The 18317-nt window shown below is 59.0% G+C and carries 14 protein-coding genes; 6 read left to right on the top strand and 8 right to left on the bottom strand.

Annotated elements, in window-relative coordinates; translation table 11 throughout:
• Positions 1 to 3: 3 nt before the first annotated feature.
• From PSH73_RS21225 to yaaA, 8 genes are all read right to left on the bottom strand, one after another.
• A complete protein-coding gene (locus tag PSH73_RS21225; protein WP_120734471.1) occupies positions 4 to 1452 on the bottom strand; it encodes an alginate O-acetyltransferase in 1449 nt (482 codons plus the stop codon).
• An 11-nt stretch (positions 1453 to 1463) separates the two neighbouring features.
• Positions 1464 to 3053, bottom strand: a complete 1590-nt coding sequence (gene algG, locus PSH73_RS21220; protein ID WP_305461319.1) for a mannuronan 5-epimerase AlgG — start codon at positions 3051 to 3053, stop codon at positions 1464 to 1466.
• A complete protein-coding gene (locus PSH73_RS21215; protein ID WP_305461317.1) occupies positions 3053 to 4540 on the bottom strand; it encodes an alginate export family protein in 1488 nt (495 codons plus the stop codon). The genes algG and PSH73_RS21215 overlap by 1 nt, the downstream gene beginning before the upstream one ends.
• Positions 4537 to 5973, bottom strand: a complete 1437-nt coding sequence (gene algK, locus PSH73_RS21210) for an alginate biosynthesis TPR repeat lipoprotein AlgK (RefSeq protein WP_120734470.1) — start codon at positions 5971 to 5973, stop codon at positions 4537 to 4539. The genes PSH73_RS21215 and algK overlap by 4 nt, the downstream gene beginning before the upstream one ends.
• 107 nt (positions 5974 to 6080) lie before the next feature.
• Positions 6081 to 7250 (bottom strand): alginate biosynthesis protein Alg44, encoded by a 1170-nt coding sequence (locus PSH73_RS21205; protein ID WP_029297907.1) that lies wholly within the window; start codon positions 7248 to 7250, stop codon positions 6081 to 6083.
• Between the two features lie 37 nt (positions 7251 to 7287).
• The gene (alg8, locus tag PSH73_RS21200) at positions 7288 to 8769 is read right to left on the bottom strand and encodes a mannuronan synthase (RefSeq protein WP_162947770.1); all 1482 of its coding nucleotides are present in this window, start codon (positions 8767 to 8769) and stop codon (positions 7288 to 7290) included.
• 83 nt (positions 8770 to 8852) lie between these two features.
• Positions 8853 to 10169: a nucleotide sugar dehydrogenase gene (locus PSH73_RS21195; RefSeq protein ID WP_057958529.1), complete on the bottom strand. Its 1317-nt coding sequence runs from the start codon at positions 10167 to 10169 to the stop codon at positions 8853 to 8855.
• A gap of 812 nt (positions 10170 to 10981) precedes the next feature.
• On the bottom strand, positions 10982 to 11761 hold the full coding sequence (gene yaaA / locus PSH73_RS21190; protein ID WP_057438227.1) for a peroxide stress protein YaaA: 780 nt from the start codon (positions 11759 to 11761) through the stop codon (positions 10982 to 10984).
• 147 nt (positions 11762 to 11908) lie between these two features.
• Between yaaA and PSH73_RS21185 the strand changes: the two genes are divergently transcribed.
• From PSH73_RS21185 to PSH73_RS21160, 6 genes are all read left to right on the top strand, one after another.
• Complete coding sequence (locus PSH73_RS21185) at positions 11909 to 13033, top strand: polysaccharide deacetylase family protein (protein ID WP_169959730.1); 1125 nt, start codon at positions 11909 to 11911, stop codon at positions 13031 to 13033.
• Positions 13034 to 13356: 323 nt separating this feature from the next.
• Positions 13357 to 14751 carry a PhoH family protein gene (locus PSH73_RS21180; RefSeq protein WP_198792611.1) on the top strand — a complete coding sequence of 465 codons (1395 nt, stop codon included), beginning with the start codon at positions 13357 to 13359 and terminating at the stop codon, positions 14749 to 14751.
• Positions 14752 to 14920: 169 nt separating this feature from the next.
• Positions 14921 to 15394 (top strand): cyclic pyranopterin monophosphate synthase MoaC, encoded by a 474-nt coding sequence (moaC, locus tag PSH73_RS21175; protein WP_057438233.1) that lies wholly within the window; start codon positions 14921 to 14923, stop codon positions 15392 to 15394.
• Positions 15391 to 15633 (top strand): molybdopterin converting factor subunit 1, encoded by a 243-nt coding sequence (gene moaD, locus PSH73_RS21170; RefSeq protein WP_057438235.1) that lies wholly within the window; start codon positions 15391 to 15393, stop codon positions 15631 to 15633. The genes moaC and moaD overlap by 4 nt, the downstream gene beginning before the upstream one ends.
• A 2-nt stretch (positions 15634 to 15635) precedes the next feature.
• Positions 15636 to 16088: a molybdopterin synthase catalytic subunit MoaE gene (moaE, locus tag PSH73_RS21165; RefSeq protein WP_057958531.1), complete on the top strand. Its 453-nt coding sequence runs from the start codon at positions 15636 to 15638 to the stop codon at positions 16086 to 16088.
• Between the two features lie 230 nt (positions 16089 to 16318).
• Entirely contained in the window at positions 16319 to 18304 is a 1986-nt protein-coding gene (locus tag PSH73_RS21160) for a hypothetical protein (protein WP_162947769.1), read from the top strand.
• Positions 18305 to 18317 lie beyond the last annotated feature (13 nt).

The raw sequence follows: 18317 nt of genomic DNA, 5'->3' as shown, positions 1-18317 counted from the left end.
ACCTCATTGCCCGGCGGAAGCAGTCTGCTGACCACCCGCGGGGAATACGTTGCGTGTGCAAATTTTCGCTTCGACTTTCTGCGCCGCAGCGCCCGCTTCGGGGCCCTGCACTTCCACGGCCAGCAGGTTCTGCGAGGCCCAGTCTTCATCGGTGCGCAGTTCAAAGGCGAAACGCCCGTCTGTCTCGGATGTTTCGGGTTTGTCGATCTTGATGTCCTCGTGGCGCCCGTTCATGTACCAGAGGGTGGCTTGCAGGGTTTTCACCGAGGGATCGGCGAAGCGAATGTCGACCTGATGACGGCTGTTGCGCAGGTCCATGTTCTTGCTGTTAACCATCAACTCGTTCTTGCCCGGCTTGAGGGTGGTGCTGGCGCTCATCTGCGCCGGCTTGCCCTCACAGCCGTTGTCGAGCAGGGCCATCATCTGGCGGTAGGTGGTTTCCTGGTCGAGGCGATACAGCGGTGAGAATTCCCAGATCAGAATCTTCGGTGGGCTCTTCTGGAATTCTTCGCTGCCCAGGTACTGGATCATCGAGCCTTCCAGGCCACCGCCGGGGAAGGCGACGTTAAGGATGTCGGCGCCGATTTCCTGTTGCAGGAAGCCGGCGAAGTTGTAGTTCTTGCCACTGTGGCTGGTGCCCACCAGGGTGATCTGCGGGTTGCCGGAGTCGCCGAACAGGTCGCCGTCCGCCGCTTCGCCCTTGGGCTCGGTGCTGAACTGGTCCATGTACTGGATCGCGTAGCTGGTGCCGCACAGCTGCCCGGCCATGTTGTGCAGGGTGCCGGTCTTGCCCATGCGCCCGGACTTGTTGGTCTCGAATTCACGCTGGGGGATCCCGGCGAACTCGGGCATGGCGCGCACCTTGGCCCCGACGATTTTGGCGGTGCGCTGGGCGCCATACGGGGTCCAGTGCTGGTCGCCACGGAAGTAGAAGTCGTGGGCCGGCTGTTCGTCCGGCAATTGCTCGTTGGTCAGCGGCGACAGGTCCGGCACCACATAGCCCATCTTGGCAAAACGCCCGAGCATGCTCTTGTAGTTGCCCAGGGCCTTGTCGAAATCGAAGCTGGCTTTCTCTGCCGGGTTGAGTTTGTTGCGGTTCACCAGGCCACGGGTCGGCTGGTAGACCACCACCAGTTCCACGCCCTTGCTCTTGAACGCATCGCGCAGTTGCTGCATGCGCTTGTAGCCGGCCGGGGTGGTGTCGAATTCGGTGCGCAGGTCTTCCTGGGTACGGAACAGCCAGTCGCCCTGGGCCTGTACCAGGGTGGTGAAGTTCTGCTGGTAGCGGGTGGTGTAGTTCTTTGCGTCGTGGGCCTCGGGGCACAGGTTGCAGCACGGCTCGGCGGTAAAGCTCGGCGCCTGGGCTTCATCGGCGCGCACGCCGCTGCTGGCGGCCAGGATGCCGAGGGTCAAACCCGAGAGGCTGAGTAGCTTGATCATGTGTGGGTGCATAAAGGTCATCCTCAGTCCTGCAATGGGGTCTGGCGTTCGACAGGGTCGATCAGCACGGCTTTTTTCTGGCGTACCAGCAAGTCGAGAATCTCTTCCTGGCGCTCACCTAGAACGCCGGAGAAGCTGATGCCACTGGATTTGGTCGGCGCGAGCATCGACACGCGGTACAGCTCGATGCTCAACGGCGAGTCGATGGACAGCGGCCCGCTGCCATTGGCCGCCAGCTCGCCGCCAACCACGATCAGCGAGACCTTGGTGTCGAACGGATCGAGCGCGATGTCGCGGTCGGTGTCGGTCAGGTCCTTGATATGGCCGTAGACCCCGGTCAGGCCGTTGGCCATGGCGAGGTTCTCGTACAGGCGGATGTTCACGCTGTTACGGACACGGATGCCGTGGCGACGGTTGCTGATCACCTTGTTGCCCCACAACAGGTTATCGCCGCTCTCATAGAGGGTGATGCCGTCGGTGTGGTTGCGGTAGATCTCGTTGTCGGCGATCAGGTTGTTCACGCTGTTACGGTCGATCACCAGGCCCGACAGCTTGTTGTCGTAGCTGCGGTTGTTGAAGATGAAGCTGTCGTTGACTTCACGGGAAATAATGATGCCGTGCTTCTTCTTGGTGCCGTATACGGTGTTGTCGGCAATGATCAGGCCGTGGGAGCGGTCGTGGGGGTCGATGCCGTAGACGATGTTGTCTTTGTAGGTGCTGCCCTTGATCACAAAACCGGTGGTTTCGTAGCAGTAGAAGCCGTACCACATGTCGGAGAACTCGGAATCGACAATCCAGCCGGTCGGCTCCGGGCGCTTGAGGACCTTGGCCATGTTCGGCGTGTACTGGGAAATACTCACGCCGTAGGACTTACTGTTGGCATAGCCGAAGCTGGCCATCTTGCTGTTGACGATATAGGTCTGGGTACCGCCCCAGGCCAGCAGGAACGGGCGGAATTCCGTGGGCGAGCGGAAGGTCGCCGGGCCGTTGGTTTTCTCGCGCCAGCCGGTGATCTTGGTGTCGCGCACAAACAGCTGGCCGTCGTTGACCAGGAACGAGCCGGCTTCCTGGGACAGGCGCAATTCCTGGGTCTGCCCGTCGATTTCGAGGATGCCTTTTTCGCCGACCACAATCGGCAGCCTGGCCAGGAACACACCGGGCGAGGTTTCGCTCAGGTATTGCTTGGGCACCTTCTTGAGCAGGTCCTTGAGGTTCATGTAGCCGTCGTCGATAAAGATCGCCTGGGGAATGCCGTGCTGGCGCACCACCCATTCGGCCATCTTGTTGTCGCCGCCGATAAAGTCCTTGAGGGCGTTTTCCTGCATCATCCGGCGCACGCTGACCTTGGCGGCCTTGCTGCGCACGATTTTTTTCGCCACGGCTTCGGCGGTGTAGCCCGAGAGGTCCGGCAGTGGCGGTTTGGCCATCTCCAGCGGCGCCGTAGGCGGGCTGGTGATGGTGTAGGTCTTGGCCTGTTGCAGTTCCTTGGCGAGGGTGGGCGCCTTGACCTGCGGCTCGACATTGGCAAAGGCCGGGGCGCACGCCAGCAGCATTGCCGCAGCGAGCAGGGCCGAGCCTTTGAGGGCGTGAGGATTCATTGCGCAGGCTCCCATCAGAAACGCCAGATCACATCGACAAAGGCGCGGTGCATGTACGAGTCGACTTGCTTGCCATAGGCGTCGCCCGGTTTGAACACTCCGCCACGAAAGCGCACCAGGGCCGACGGTTCGTCGATCGACTGGCTGAGGGCGGCGGGCAGCAGGCCCTTCTTGAAGTACTTGGTGACCACCAGGTCCATCTCCTGGCCAAGGTCTTTCTTACCGTCTTCCAGGGGCAGGGAGGCGCTGGACAGCACGGCGCCGGTGACGTCGTCGTAGTTGTTCTGCACCGCGTCGATGCCATTGCTGCCCACCGGCTTGTTGCCGTCCACGCGCCAGAACTTGTGGTAGACCAGGCTGGCGTCGTAGTCATCGCGCAACTGCCAGGAGCCGAACAGGCTCATGGACTGCATATTGTTCATCTCGCCGCGAAACGCCTCGCCAAAACGATGCATCCGCGATTGGGTGCCGGTGAAGTTCGAGCGGTTGCTTTGCAGGCCGTTCTGCTCGTAGTCGGCACTGGCGCGGGCATAGGCCGCACCCACTTGCCACTGCGGGTCGAGGCGCAGGCGCACCCCCAGGTCGGTGGCCCAGCCATCCACATCGGTATTGCGCTTGGCGTTGGCCGGGCGGCTGCCGTCGGCGTTCAGCGCGTTGACGTTGCTACGGTCGCCCTGCATGCCGGTGACGCTGGCCCAGTAGTTGACGGTGTTGGTGTTGCGCCAGTTGTAAGCGTCGCTGTTGGCCTCAATGCCGAGCCAGGTCAGATCGCCGTTCTGGCGCTTGTCCAGCGAATCGGCGGCCACGCCCGGTTGCGGGTAGTCGAGCTTGCCGTCGTCATGGCTGTGATGACCGCGCACGCCAACCCAATGGCCCGGGGTCCACTGGTAGGCCGCGTCGGCGTAGAAGTGCTGGCGGTCCTTGTCTTCGGGGGACAGTTCCTTGAGGTCGGTGCGGTACTCGCTGAAGCGTTCGGCGGCGCCGACATTGGCCTTGAGCAGGGTGGTGTCGAAGGTCCAGTTCAGCGCTTCGATGTTGGTGTCGCGCCATTGCCCGTCATCATTGCGCAGGCGCTGGCGGCCGAGCTTGAGGATCTCGCCGGGGTAGGGGGTGAAGCCGCTGTAGCCGACCCAGAACTCACGCAGGGCCAGGTAGTTTTTCTTGGTCTTGCGGTCCTTGTTGCTCGATTGCTCGGTGGTGTCGCCATCGGACTGTTGCAGGGTGTCGGTTTCGATGATGTCGCTGGACGCCACCGCCTGGCCCATGGCGTAGGCGCTCCAGGCGCCGCTTTCACCGTAGATCCACGGGCGCACATCCAGGCCGATGCCGTTGACGTCGCCGCCTTTTTGCGTGCCCAGGTCGCGGTCGTCTTCGGACTGGCCGGTGACTTTCACGTCCAGGCCGAAGTTCTTGTCTTCGGTCAGCGCGGCCAGGGTCGGGCACGACCACAGCAGGGCGAAGGTCAGGCCAATGCCGGCCTTGACGAATGGATTGAGTTTCATAGGGATTCCTCGCCGTCTTCTTCTTGCAGGGCGTGCAGTTGCAGCGTGCTTTGGCTCAAGGCACCACGGGCGGCCAGCTCTTGTTGCAGCAGGCGCTGGCCCTCGGCGCGCTGGGCGGGTGGCAGTTGTTGTTCGAGTTGCGCGGCCAGTTCATTGGCCTGCGGCGTGTCCTGGCGCTTCGCCAATTGGCTGAACACATAGGCGTTGAGCGGGTCGGGCTGGGTGCCCTTGCCTTGGGAAAACAGCTGGGCGATAGCGAAGTCGGCGCTGTTCTGGCCGTTGCGCGCCGCCGTCAGCAAGTGATCCAGGGCTTTTTGCGGGTAGACCTGGCCCAGGTAGCCACGGCGATAGATCTGGCCGAGGTAGTAATCGGCGGCCACTTCCCGGCCCTGGGCATTCTGGAAGTGGGCTTCGGCGGCCTTGGCATCGGCCGGCACCCACTTGCCTTCGTAGTAGAGCTTGCCCAGCAGCAACTCGGCGCGGGGCTGGTCGGCGGCGCGGCCGTTGTCGAGGTACTTCATCATCTGCTCGACGTCGCCCAGTTCCGGGAAGTCGTAGAGCAGTTGCGCGAGGCTGACCCAGGACGCCGGGTAGCCAGGGGCGATTTTTTCCAGCAGGGCCTGGGCGCTTTTTTCATCGGTCTTGCCCAATGAGGCATCGCCCAGCACACGGGCCACACTGTCGACCCGCTGGGCGCTGACGGTGCCACGGCTGTAGCCGGCTTCCATCTGCTTGAGCAGTTCGGCCTGTTGCTCCGGTTGCTCGCGCTTCTGGTAGACAGTGGCCAGTTCGACGTAGCAGATATCGGTGCTGTTCAGCGCGGCCTTGCAGATTTTTTCGATGTCATCCAGGTGCTGATCGTAGGTGCCCTGGGTGCGGTACAGCAGCACCTGTGCCAGGCCGGCTTCCGGGTAGCCGGCGGAGCGCCAGGTATCAATCTGCTGCTGCGCGTTGACGCTGGGGAAATCGTGGGGGTATTGCAGGTACAGCATGGCCAGCGGGATCAGGGTGTTGCCTTCGCCATTGGCAAAGGCTTTTTTCAGCAGGCCTTCGGCTTCGCGGTGCTCGGCTTCGGTGGCGCCGGGCTTGGCCACCAGCAGACGACCGAGACGGGCCTGGGCGCGGGGCGAAATATCGGCGGCCGCACGGTAGGTGGCTTCGGCTTGCTTGATCTGCGCCGGGTCACGGCTGCCGACCTGGATATCGGCCAGGCCGACCTGGGCTTCGCTGTAGCCCAGCTCTGCCAGTTGCTGGTAGTTCTGCGCGGCGGTGGCGGTGTCGCCCCGCTTGAGGGCTTCATTGGCCAGGCGCTGGTCGGGCAGGCCGGCGCAACCGGCCAGTGTGACGGCCAATGCCAGCAGCGCCACAGGTCGCAAGGGGGAGCGAGCTTTTGTGGGAGCTGGCTTGCCTGCGATGGCATCGCCGCGGTGCATCTGCTGCACCGAATCGATGCTATCGCGGGCAAGCCCGGCTCCCACAGAAGTGGGCTCCCACAAGGATTGTGTTGTTCTTGAAATAGGGTTCACAGGCAAATCCTCGCTTACAAACCAGCAGCCATGGCTTTATCAATCAGCCAGTTCAGGGACGGACCACGGTCGCTGGTCACTTCCACGGGGCGGCCGGCATAGGCGCTGTCCAGCGGGGCATCGGGCTTGATCTGCACGCGGATATCCGAGGACAGGTCGGCGCTGTTGAGGCTGGTGCTGCTGACGATGGTGCCGGTGCGGGTCTGTTCTTCATCGGCGACCTGGAAGCTCACCGGGGTGCCTGGGCGCACGTCGCCGAACTGGCGATAGGAGAAGCGCGCCTCGACATTCGCCTGGCTGCCGCGCGGCACCAGTTGGAAGATCACATCACCCTTGCTCGCGTATTGACCATCGGCCACCAGTTGCTGGGCGACGATGCAGTCGCAAGGGGAGGTCAGGGTGCCGGTCATTTGCTTGCCGAACAGCTCTTCGACCTTGGCCGGTTGCAGCTGGTCTTCGTCCAGGTGGCCCTTGAGCACATCCAGCATGCTGGTGCTGAAGGTCGCCAGTGGCGCGCCTTTGGCGGCAACGCCGTTGTCTTTGATCAGGCTTTGCACGGTGCCGTCGCGGGGCATCGTGACGTTCATCCCCGGCACGCTGACCAGGCCGGCCTGGGCATGACTGACGAAGTACATGCCATACACCGACTTGAACACAAACCCGAATGCCGCCAGGCCCACCAGGAAGATCGCCAGGCTGAACGTCACGGCGCGCAGGCGACCAAAGGCGCTCATGCCGCTGCCGCTGTCCTTGACCTTGCGTGCCTTGGTGAAGTTGTCGCGCTGCAGGGTCGCCAGTACATCGCCCATGGTCACGATATCGCCGGACAGGTGCGAAGTGATCAGGTGCCGCAGGGTGGAAATATCCTGGGCATCCAGGTTCTGGAACTGGCAGCCGGTGCGGCCGGTCTGGCGGTCGTGGGAGCGGATCAACAGCTCCACGTCCATCGCCAGGCCGAGGTTGTCGATGACAAACTGCAGGCGCGCTTTATGCACATCGCCGACCTTCAGCGGTTGCTGGGCGGCATTGAAGGCCAGGCCGCCGGCGGACAGGTCGATGACCCGTACTTCCATGGGCGTGCGGTCGGCACCGAAGAAGCGCAGCTTGGCCGGGATTTTCACCCGGGCGTGTTGGCGCTGGGCTTCGGATTCGTGGACAACATTGGCGTTTACTTGACTGTTCATCAGGGCATTTCCTTAAGTTAATTCAGGCTTGGCAGGGTCAGACCATCATCAGCAACACGGCGACGAAAATGCTGCCGGCGGAGAAGGTCATGGTCCGAGACGACCAGGTGTTGAACCAACGTTGAAAGCTGGCCAAATCGCGGGTCAGTTTGGTGTCCTGGCGGGTCCAGGACTGTTGATCGAGGCGGAAGAACACGTAGATCTTCACCAGCGCGCCCATGATCTGGTTGTAATAGAGAATCACCGGGTAGGCGGGGCCGATCTTGTGCCCCGAGCACGACAGCAACAGGGTCAGAATCAGGCGGGTGATGCCGATCCACAAAAGGTAAGCGAGGATGAACGCGCCGCCGTACTTGAAGGTGGCGATGATCGCCACGGTCAGGCCGAGCAGGGAGGTCCACATCGACACGCGCTGGTCGAACAGCACCACGCTGGTGAACAGACCCAGGCGGCCCATGCCCAGGCCCAGGGCCCGGGAGTTCTGGCGCAGGTTGTTGCCGTACCAGCGGAACATCAGCTTGCGGCTGGCCTTGATAAAGCTCTTTTCCGGCGGGTGTTCCACGGTGTTGATCGCCGCATCGGGCACGTAGAAGGTGTCGTAACCCAGGCGCATCAGGCTGAACCAACTGGACTTGTCATCGCCGGTCAGGAATTTGAAACGGCCCAGGCGCCAGTGTTGCAGCGAGTCGCTTTCCACGTCGGCGATAAAACCGGGGTCGGTGACGACGCTGGCACGGAACACCGACATGCGTCCGGTCATGGTCAGCACGCGCTTGGACAGGGCCATGGAGCACATGTTGATGTGGCGTTGGGCGAAGCGCAGTTTGTGCCACTCGCTCATGATGTAGCCGCCGCGCACTTCGCAGAACTCGTTGGTGGTCAGGCCGCCGACATTGCCGAACAGCTGGAACCACGGCACGGTCTTGCGCACTACGCCTTCGGCGAGCACGGTGTCGCCGTCGATCACCGCCACCACGGCGCGGTCGTCCGGCAGGTGACGGGAGATCGCCCGAAAACCGAAGGCCAGGCCGTCGCGCTTGCCGGTGCCGGCGATACGCACGAAGTCGAGCTTGACGTGAGCCGGTGGGTTCATCTTTTCCCAGAGGCTCTTGACCAGCAGCTCATCGGACATTTCCACCAGGGAGCAGACCACAGTGGTGGGGAAACCGCACTCGATGGCCTCGCGGATCACCGAGCTGTAGACCTGGGCCGTGGTCAATGCGTCGATACGAAAGCTGGTAACCATCAGGAACACATGGGACGGGTCCGCCGCCTTGCCCAGCTTGCGCACTTTGCGCCGCAGGTGCGGGTAGACCACGTACAGGAACAGCATGCCGCGAAAGAAATGCGTAGCACCCATCGAGTAGCGCCAGATACCCACGGCGCCAATCAGGAAAATAAAATTCTTCGACTCGGAGTCGAACGTACTCGCCGGCAGCAGCAGGGCGAGTCCCATCAGCAGGCTCAGAAAGACCAGCCAGCCGGCGGATTGGAGCAGTACGTGTTTTAACTTGGACATGAGCGTCATCCGAAGGTGAAGAAGGCTTCAAGCTGCAAGCGCTGGGGATCAGGACACTTGCAGCTTGAAACTTGCCGTTGCTGTTACCAGCAAATGCCTTCGGTACGGCCACTGACGCTGGTGGCCTGGGTCATAAAGCCCACCAGGTCGACCACTTGCTTGCCGTGCGGGGCTTGCTGGGCCAGGGCGCGGAATTTCTCGTCGCGGTTGCCGAGGATGATCACGTCGCTGTTGTTGATCACATCGTCGAAGTCCGAGTTGAGCAGGGACGACACGTGGGGAATCTTGCCTTCGATGTAGTCCTTGTTGGCCCCATGCACACGGGCGTATTCGACGTTGCTGTCGTAGATGCTCAGGTCGAAGCCCTTGCCGATAAGCATTTCCGCCAGTTCCACCAGTGGGCTTTCACGCAGGTCATCGGTGCCGGCCTTGAAGCTCAGGCCCAGCAGGGCGACCTTGCGCTTGTCGTGGCTGGAGACGATGTCGAAAGCGTTCTGTACCTGGGATTCGTTGCTGCGCATCAGCGAGTTGAGCAGCGGCGCCTCCACGTCCAGGGAGCTGGCGCGGTACGTCAGGGCGCGCACATCTTTTGGCAGGCACGAGCCGCCGAAGGCAAAGCCGGGGCGCATGTAGTACTGGGACAGGTTGAGGGTCTTGTCCTGGCAGACCACTTCCATCACTTCGCGACCATCGACGCCTACGGCCTTGGCGATGTTGCCGATTTCGTTGGCGAAGGTGACTTTGGTGGCGTGCCACACGTTGCAGGTGTACTTGATCATCTCGGCAACGGCGATGTCCTTGCGGATGATCGGCGCATCGAGTTCTTCGTACAGCGATTGCAGGACATCACCGGAGGCTTTGTCCAGTTCACCGATCACGGTCATCGGTGGCAGGTCGTAGTCGGCGATGGCCGTGGATTCGCGCAGGAACTCCGGGTTGACCGCGACACCGAAGTCGACGCCGGCTTTTTTGCCGGAGCAGTCTTCGAGGATCGGGATCACCACGTTGGCCACGGTGCCGGGCAACACGGTGCTGCGCACCACGATGGTGTGGCGGGTGGTCTTGTCACGCAGGACAAAACCGATCTCGCGGCATACCGCCTCGATGTAGTTGAGTTCCAGGTCGCCGTTTTTCTTGCTCGGCGTGCCGACACAGATCATCGACAGGTCGGTATCGCGGATGGCGTCGGCGAAGTTGGTGGTACCGCGCAAGCGGCCGGTGGCAATGCCCTGGCTCAACAGTTCGCCCAGGCCGGGTTCAACGATGGGGGATTTGCCCGCGTTGATCAGGTCGATCTTATCCTTGGAAATGTCTACGCCGACCACTTCGTGGCCCCGTGCAGACAGGCAACCGGCACATACTGCGCCCACGTAACCCAAACCAAATATGCTGATGCGCATCGCATTTACCTCTATCTTTATCACGCCATTAGATGGCCGGAGTTCATGTTTTCAAGCGTCACTCATGCACTAGGTAATGCGGTGAATAGACACAGCATTGCCATGTACAGGCATGTTAAAAGTCGAGTGACTAACTAATGCACTCAAGTTGTGCGCAACTTGGCCTTATTGTTGGGGCTTGCCCTGAAATGCAGCCAGCCTTCGGTGAGAAGGGTCTGGCGTCAGTGCCGCAACGCCTTGATATGGACATAAAGCCCTTATCTATCAACGCATTGGGTTGTCTCACTGACCCATTTGGGTAGGCTCAGCCTTGGCCTTGTAGGGGATGGTCATGCAACCTTATCGCCCGCCCTCAACTAAACAGTTGTTAATTAGACCGAAGGGTCAAAGTTGAATATGACAACTTTGCTACTTCCGTTGGTCGCTGTGTAAGTCATATCGCACAAGAACAGAGATAATCGTTACCGGTGGTATGAGCGGCACTGAAGGACATAGTTCCTGGCCGCTCATCCTGTTTCTGGAAATTTCTTGAAATATTAGGAAAGATGGCACTAGTACTATATTGATAGCACTTGCGGATTGGGCTAGTGGTTATAGGGAGTTGACGCGGGGATATAGTTTTGTGCCACTACTGTTTGAAAAAAGTGGTGCCACTACGAAAAATTCTGACGAATGTCGAGTGAAAGAAACGTTAGGAAATCTGAAGAAATATTTTTGACGTCAAAGTAATGACGATTCCGCATTTGAAATACGGAAAAAATGTGGGAGCAGGCTTGCCAGCTCCCACATCGGATTTGCGCTGTACTGGCGACCTACTCCGGTGCGTGATCGCGCAAAAATACCAGGTTATCCGGCTTGGACTGCTCGGCACTGAAGCGATAACCCTGGACATCAAACTGCTTGAGCTGCGCCGGGTCGTTGATGCGCTCTTCGATGACAAAGCGGCTCATCATGCCCCGGGCCTTCTTGGCGTAGAAGCTGATGATCTTGTATTGGCCGTTCTTCAGGTCCTTGAACTCGGTATTGATGATCCGCGCGTTCAAGGCTGGGCGCTTGACCGCCGAGAAGTATTCGTTGGAGGCCAGGTTCAGCAGCACATCATCGCCCTGCTCAGCCAGGGCCTCGTTGAGCCATTCGCTGATCCGCGTGCCCCAGAAGGCGTACAGGTCCTTGCCACGGGCGTTGCCCAGCTTGGTGCCCATCTCCAGGCGGTACGGCATCATCAGGTCCAGGGGACGCAGCAGGCCGTACAGGCCCGAGAGCATGCGCAGGTGGTCCTGGGCGTAAGCGAAGTCGGCGTCGTTGAAGGTCTGGGCATTGAGGCCGGTGTAGACGTCGCCCTTGAAGGCCAGCAGCGCCTGCTTGGCATTGGCCGGGGTGAAGGCCGGGGTCCAGCTGCCGAAACGTGCGGCGTTGAGGCCGCCGATCTTGTCGGAAACATGCATCAGTTCGCTGATCTGCGCCGGGCTCAGCTCGCGCAACTGCTCGATCAACTCCTGGGAGTGGTCGAGGTATTGTGGCTGGGTAAAGCGCTGGGTTACCGGCGGGGTCTCGAAATCGAGGGTTTTGGCGGGGGAAATCACCGTCAGCATGAAGTCGTCTCCTGTAATCGTCGGGGGATTCTAGGGGGTTGGGGCGTTGGACTCCACCTATCACGCCAATAGCTGCCATACGGTTATCCCTGTGGGAGGATAGTGATCGGCTATAGTGGCCGACGAATCAGGAGGGGGAGACCTGTTGTGCGAATTGCGCTTTTAGTGTGCGCCTGGCTGACGTGCCTGGGCGCCCAGGCGGCCAGTGTGGATGTCGCGACCCTGGACCGTGGCACCTGGCCGGAAAAACTCAGCAGCCCGGCGCTGTTTGATGTGGCATCACGCGCCGAAATCCTCATGTTCGCCAACGCGCTGCTGGCCAGCGAGGCCCTGGATGAACCGGCCCTCAAGCAGCGCCTGGGGCTGAAGATCGTCAACCAGGGCGCTATCGACGACCTGCGCCGCCACCTCTGGCAGCGGTTGCTGGAGAACTACATGTTCGCCCAGCAAAGCTGCGAACAGGACGCCTCGTTCTGCTATCTGGTGGACAACCTCGACGACCTGCGCGATCAAGCCGGCAAGTTCGAGGTGAGCGAGCAATCTTTCTATATAGGCTGGGCCGGTCCCAGTCGCGCGTTTCACCAGCGCTACCTGGATGAGCTGCTGCGCAAGGCCGCGCTGTTCCCGCAGATCGGCAGCGAAGTGGCGCGTTTTGGGGATTTCGAGCGCAATGGCGATGAACTCAACGACCGCCTGTTTTTACTGACCTTCGATGGCGGCCCGTCACCGCCCGGCGGTCAGACCGACTGGCTGGCCGACTACCTGCGCAAGCAGAAAATGACAGCCACCTTCTTTGTCCTGGGCAACAGCCTGCAAACCCGCCTGGAGAAAACCTCGGCCGTCGATGTGCAGGGTTTGTACCAGGGTCAGTGCGTGGGTATCCAGGGCTGGCAATACCGTTCCCACAGCCATTGGGTCGACTGGCAAAGCTCGATCACCCGCAGTGCGTCGCTGACCCAGAACCTGCTGCCGGAAAACTACGTGCCGCTGTTCCGCCCACCCTATGGCCAGCGCCGGGCTGACAGCCAGGGCTTTTTCCAGGCCCAGGGCCTGCAAGTGGCATTGTGGGATATCGACTCCCAGGATGAACCCGGCCTGCTCAAGGCCGACGAGTCGGCCCAGCGGGTGCTGACGCTGATGTTGTTGTGGCGCAAAGGGGTGATTGTGTTCCACGACACCCAGGACAAGGCGCGGGTCGCATTGCCGCTGTTGCTACAGGCAACGGCGCAAAGTGGGCTGGGTTGGCAGGATTGTCGGGAAGCGTTTCGCTGAAAAGGGCAAAAGCCCGGCCCTGTTGGGGATGAGGGTTTTTTGGGGTGATTTGCTGCGACATTTCGATGCAGGCGGACTTCCGACTTTAGCGGGGTGCGTGGCGGCCCGCCAGTGCTATTCGTCATCCTGAAAAATAAACTTCAAAAAAGCGTCAAAGTGCTTTTTCCTGTCATGGGTTTTGCGGTATTACGAAGTCAGATCGCCGAAACCTGCACCACAGGTGGCGTCTTCCCAGACTCCCTTTGCGGTGTATTCGGCGCTCGAATCGAGGCGCAGCACTGTTGTGGTATTGCGTCGACTGGCTCCCACAAAGGTGACCGAGTATGGATGATCATGGACGTAACCCTTCTTCCGACCAGCCAATCCTTTATGTGCTTGATACCAATGTATTGATTCACGATCCAAACGCGTTGCTCAATTTCGAAGAACACCACGTCGCCATCCCGATGATCGTGCTTGAAGAGCTCGACAAACTCAAAAGCGGGCACCACAGCGTTGCCGCCGAATGCCGCCAGGCGATCCGCCTGATTGACAAGACCCTGGGCGAGGCCTCGCCCGATGATGTGGAAGTCGGCGTCCCGATCCAGCGTGGCAAGGGCGGGCCCAAGGGCTTGCTGTCGATCCTGATGAGCAAGCGCAGCGAGCCCAACAGCCTGCTGCCGGAAAACCTCAACGACAACAAGATCATCAACCAACTGATCGACCTGCACGCGCGCGACAAGGACCTGCGCCTGGTGCTGGTGACCAAAGACATCAACATGCGCCTCAAGGCACGAGCGTGTGGGATCGCTGCCGAGGACTACAGTACCGACCAACTGGTCGACGATGTGTCGATGCTGTCCCGGGGTTATCACACCATGACCGGCTCGTTCTGGGACCGCGTGAGCAAGGTCGAGACCCGCCAGGACCATGGCCGCACCTGGCACCAGGTGCAACTGACCGACAACCTGCCGGCGGTGCATATCAATGAATTCATCATCGACGAACAGGGCTTTGTGGGCTGGATCAAAGAGATCCAGGTCGACAAGCTGCTGATCCTCGATCTGCATCAGGAGCCCCTGTTGCACCAGGAAGCCTGGGGCCTGAAACCGCGTGATATCTACCAGAGCCTGGCGCTGTACGCGCTGCTCGACCCGGACATCCACCTGGTCAACCTGACCGGCGCGGCGGGTTCGGGCAAGACCATCCTCGCCCTGGCGGCTGCCATCGAGCAGACCATGGTCACCAAGCGTTATCGCCGTATCATCGCCACCCGTAGCGTGCAGGGCCTGGACCAGGAAATCGGCTTTTTGCCCGGCACCGAGGCAGAAAAAATGGAGCCGTGGCTGGGGGCGATCACCGACAACCTCGAAGCCTTGCACATGGATGACGAAAACACCCATGGCAGCGTCGACTACATCCTCAGCAAAGTGCCGTTGCAGTTCAAATCCCTCAACTACATTCGAGGTCGCAGCTTCCAGCAGAGCCTGATTCTGATTGACGAATGCCAGAACCTCACGCCGCACCAGATGAAAACCATCATCACCCGTGCCGGCGCCGGTTCCAAAGTGGTGTGCCTGGGCAACCTGGCACAGATCGACACCCCCTACCTGTCCGCGACTAGCTCCGGGCTGACCTACCTGACGGAACGCTTCAAGGATTTCCCGAACGGCGTGCACATCGCCTTGCAGGGTGTCCCTCGCTCGATTCTGGCCGAATACGCCGAATCCCACCTGTAATCCGAAACCGGGCGATGCCTCCATCGCCCGGTTCACCTCAATTCCTGTGGGAGCCGGGCTTGCCCGCGATGGCGTTGGTGACTGACACTGCGCTATCGCAGGCAAGCCTGCTCCCACCTTTTGATCTGCGTTGGGTTTACAATCGGGGCTTCTGATCAGGAGTATCCCCGTGCTGACTCATCTCGATTCCCAGGGCCGTGCCCATATGGTCGACGTCACCGATAAAACCGTGACGTTCCGCGAAGCCGTGGCCGAGGCGCGGGTGCGCATGCTGCCCCAGACCCTGCAAATGATTGTCGACGGCGCCCATCCCAAGGGCGACGTGTTCGCCGTGGCGCGCATCGCCGGGATCCAGGCGGCGAAAAAGACCAGCGACCTGATCCCCCTGTGCCATCCGCTGATGTTGACGGGCGTCAAGGTTGAGCTGGCAGCCGAAGGGGAAAATACCGTGCACATCATCGCCCGCTGCAAGCTGTCCGGGCAGACCGGCGTGGAAATGGAAGCACTGACTGCCGCCAGTGTTGCCGCGTTGACGATCTACGACATGTGCAAGGCGGTGGACCGTGGCATGACCATCGAGAACATCCGCCTGCTGGAAAAGCTCGGCGGCAAAAGCGGGCATTTCAAGGCGGACCAGGCATGAGCATCAACGTACTGTTTTTTGCACGCTACAGCGAGGCGATAGGCCTGGACTCCCTGGAGGTCGAAGGCGACTTCGCTACGGTCGATGCCGTGCGCCTGGCACTGGCGGCTGATGCGGGCTTCGAGGTGCTCAACGAGGCCAGCCTGATGTGTGCGCGCAACCAGGAACTGTGCTCCCTCGACGAGCCTTTGCAGGCCGGTGACGAAGTCGCCTTCTTCCCGCCCGTGACCGGAGGCTGACCATGGCCATTCGTGTGCAAGCCCAGCCCTTTGACCCCGGCGCCGAAGTCAACGCCATGCACGCGGCCAACGTGGGTGTGGGTGCGGTGGTGAGCTTTGTCGGCTATGTACGCGATTTCAACGATGGCCTCGATGTGGCGGGGATGTTCCTTGAACACTACCCCGGCATGACCGAAAAAGCCCTGGCCAAGATCGCCGTCGAAGCCGAGCAGCGCTGGCCGCTGCTCAAGCTCGAAGTGCTGCACCGCATCGGCGCCCTGGAGCCCGGCGAACCCATCGTGTTCGTCGCGGCCGCCAGTGCCCACCGCCAGGCGGCGTTTGATGCCTGTGCGTTTGTGATGGACTACCTCAAGACCCGGGCGCCGTTCTGGAAGAAGGAGAACACCAGTGAGGGGGCGCGGTGGGTTGAGGGGCGAGAGAGTGATCATGCGGCGGCGGGTCGCTGGAAAGCCTGATTGTTTATCATTGGGTGGCGCTTGCAAGAACACGCAGTCATGGCTGTGGTTTATAGTTATAAAGGTTCATTAAGTTATTTCTATTTCAGCTAATTAACTGTCATTTTTAACAGTTACTTTCTCTTTTTTCCTGGTCTCTAATCTCCCTAAGTGTTCGATATCTAAGTTCGTGGAATTTCAGCTCGAATTTGGTTTCGAGAAAGTTCGCGCTACGGCGATGGATGTGATTTTTGGAGAACGAGATGATCAGGCAATCACATAATATGCGGCTTGTGCATTTTAAGGTCAGGTTTGCTGATGGCACTGACTATACGGATGCACTTTATGCCAATGGGCATCATCAAGTTGAAGTTGTAGTTGAGGTTTTAAAGCAGGTTTTGGGGAAAAAAGGTGTCTGGAGTCAAGCCTCCTTAACCGATAGTGAGCGAGCGAGTGTAAAAATCGTACCTGTTTCTATCGCGGATAATGCCAGTGTAGGCAGCGGGTGGAGTTGCGATACGCAGAAGAACGAATATGATCCAGGACTCTGGAATCGTACTGGGGAAGAACTCGGCGAGAGTCTGCCAAACAATACGGTTGTTGACGCGGGGGTAGAGATTGTCAGGCGTTATATGCGCCTTGAGGAAAATGTCTCTCTCAAGGCTGTACAGTTCATGGCGACTATTGTGTTGGACGGAGAGACGGTTACTAACAGCTATTCCGAATATCCGACTGATTTTAAGTCGTCGGTATTTATCAAGCCCACGGTGCCCCCAGTATTGCTTTCTACAGAGCTTGATTTGATTGTTGATTATGATGCTTTAAATATTACAGGGCTTCTTGATATTGATATGTACTATTGGGAAGGTGTTAATGGTTTGTGGTTTGTTCATAATTATGGGTTGAATGAGTCAGTGGAGGTGCCAAATGAAGGGACCTCCTTTCAGACGTCTTATGGACTTTCGGGTAATTATAAAGGAGGGGTTTTCTCTGGGTCTGCGAGCAGTACTTTACGGTTGAGTATGGTTCACCAGTATCTTCCAGTTGTAAATCCAGGTGAGGATCCAGTGATTCATCGGATAAGTAATCGTGTCATGTGCGCGGTTAAACTTACTACACAGATTCCGGACCTTCCGCATGAGGTTTTGAATAGCAAGTGGCGGTTGCGGGATAACTATGGGAATCTTCATGTATTTAAAATAGTTCCCTATGAAAGTGGCAATCGTCTGACGGTGGAGCCCGTTAAGTTAGCAAGGCGACCTCAGCACTTCCACATCGTCCTTGCTAATGGTCAGGATTCTACTGACGCGCTGTATGCCAATGGCCGGCATCAGTGCAAAGTTCTTATTGAAGTCACTATGGTGCAGGAAGGGATTAATGGTAATTGGGAGAGCACGCTCCTGCGGGAGGATGAAAAAGCCAGTGTAGCGGTCACATTATATTCTCCAAATGTGAACCAGCCTCTACCGGGGGGGTGGTCCTGCGATACCGTGAAAAATATATATGATACCGGACTTTGGATTCGAGAGATACAAGACGCAGAGGGGGGCGGAATTGGGGAGAACACTACGCAACAAAAGAGTGGGGCGCTGGATACTATAGAGATAGTTGAGCGATTTATGCGTTTGGAAACCGGCGCTTCAATGGAGAGTCGGAGGCTTATGGCTAAGATAATTATAGATGGTAAAGTTTATACCACGAATTTTAACGAAGGGGATTCAAAGTTTAATGCTTGGGTGAATATCTCGCCTCGGCAGCCTTATCGAGTGAGAGTTCGTGATCTTATACTTACTGTGGATCACGCTTATTGGAATCACAATACGAAGACCGATATTGATGTTTGGTATTGGTTGCCCCCGCCTGGGGTGAGGTTTATCTCCCAAATGGGGTTAGACGCACCCATGTGGGTCCCTTGGGAGGGGCGTTACTTTCAGACGTCTTTTGTTAATGGGGCCGGTGGAGTTGATAGAAAAGGCGGAGTTGTAGTGGGCCACGATAAGCCTGGGTCAAGCCCCTCTCTTGATGAGATACATGAAAACTTGTCAGATAATTATCATATTCTGAGATTTAATCGAGTAAATACGATTATGCGTGCGTTATGGGTTTCCATTGAGCTCCCCATGTTTGAAGGGGAGGGCAACACACCTTGGCGACTAGTCGATAATTATGGCTGCATGCATGTATATACTATGCGTGGAAGTAGGCAAAATATTGAGTTGTTGGATTATGAGAGCTGATTAGATTTGTGCG

Source organism: Pseudomonas sp. FP2294, assembly GCF_030687625.1.
Classification (GTDB): Bacteria; Pseudomonadota; Gammaproteobacteria; order Pseudomonadales; family Pseudomonadaceae; genus Aquipseudomonas; species Aquipseudomonas shahriarae.
Note: the sequence above shows the minus strand (reverse complement) of the source record. Positions and strands in the feature narration are given on the sequence as shown.

Coding starts and splice junctions, on each gene's coding strand:
- PSH73_RS21225 (WP_120734471.1), bottom strand. CDS start 1,452: ATGCACCCACACATGATCAAGCTACTCAGCCTCTCGGGTTTGACCCTC.
- algG (WP_305461319.1), bottom strand. CDS start 3,053: ATGGGAGCCTGCGCAATGAATCCTCACGCCCTCAAAGGCTCGGCCCTG.
- PSH73_RS21215 (WP_305461317.1), bottom strand. CDS start 4,540: ATGAAACTCAATCCATTCGTCAAGGCCGGCATTGGCCTGACCTTCGCC.
- algK (WP_120734470.1), bottom strand. CDS start 5,973: ATGCACCGCGGCGATGCCATCGCAGGCAAGCCAGCTCCCACAAAAGCT.
- PSH73_RS21205 (WP_029297907.1), bottom strand. CDS start 7,250: ATGAACAGTCAAGTAAACGCCAATGTTGTCCACGAATCCGAAGCCCAG.
- alg8 (WP_162947770.1), bottom strand. CDS start 8,769: ATGTCCAAGTTAAAACACGTACTGCTCCAATCCGCCGGCTGGCTGGTC.
- PSH73_RS21195 (WP_057958529.1), bottom strand. CDS start 10,169: ATGCGCATCAGCATATTTGGTTTGGGTTACGTGGGCGCAGTATGTGCC.
- yaaA (WP_057438227.1), bottom strand. CDS start 11,761: ATGCTGACGGTGATTTCCCCCGCCAAAACCCTCGATTTCGAGACCCCG.
- PSH73_RS21180 (WP_198792611.1), top strand. CDS start 13,357: ATGGATGATCATGGACGTAACCCTTCTTCCGACCAGCCAATCCTTTAT.
- moaD (WP_057438235.1), top strand. CDS start 15,391: ATGAGCATCAACGTACTGTTTTTTGCACGCTACAGCGAGGCGATAGGC.
- moaE (WP_057958531.1), top strand. CDS start 15,636: ATGGCCATTCGTGTGCAAGCCCAGCCCTTTGACCCCGGCGCCGAAGTC.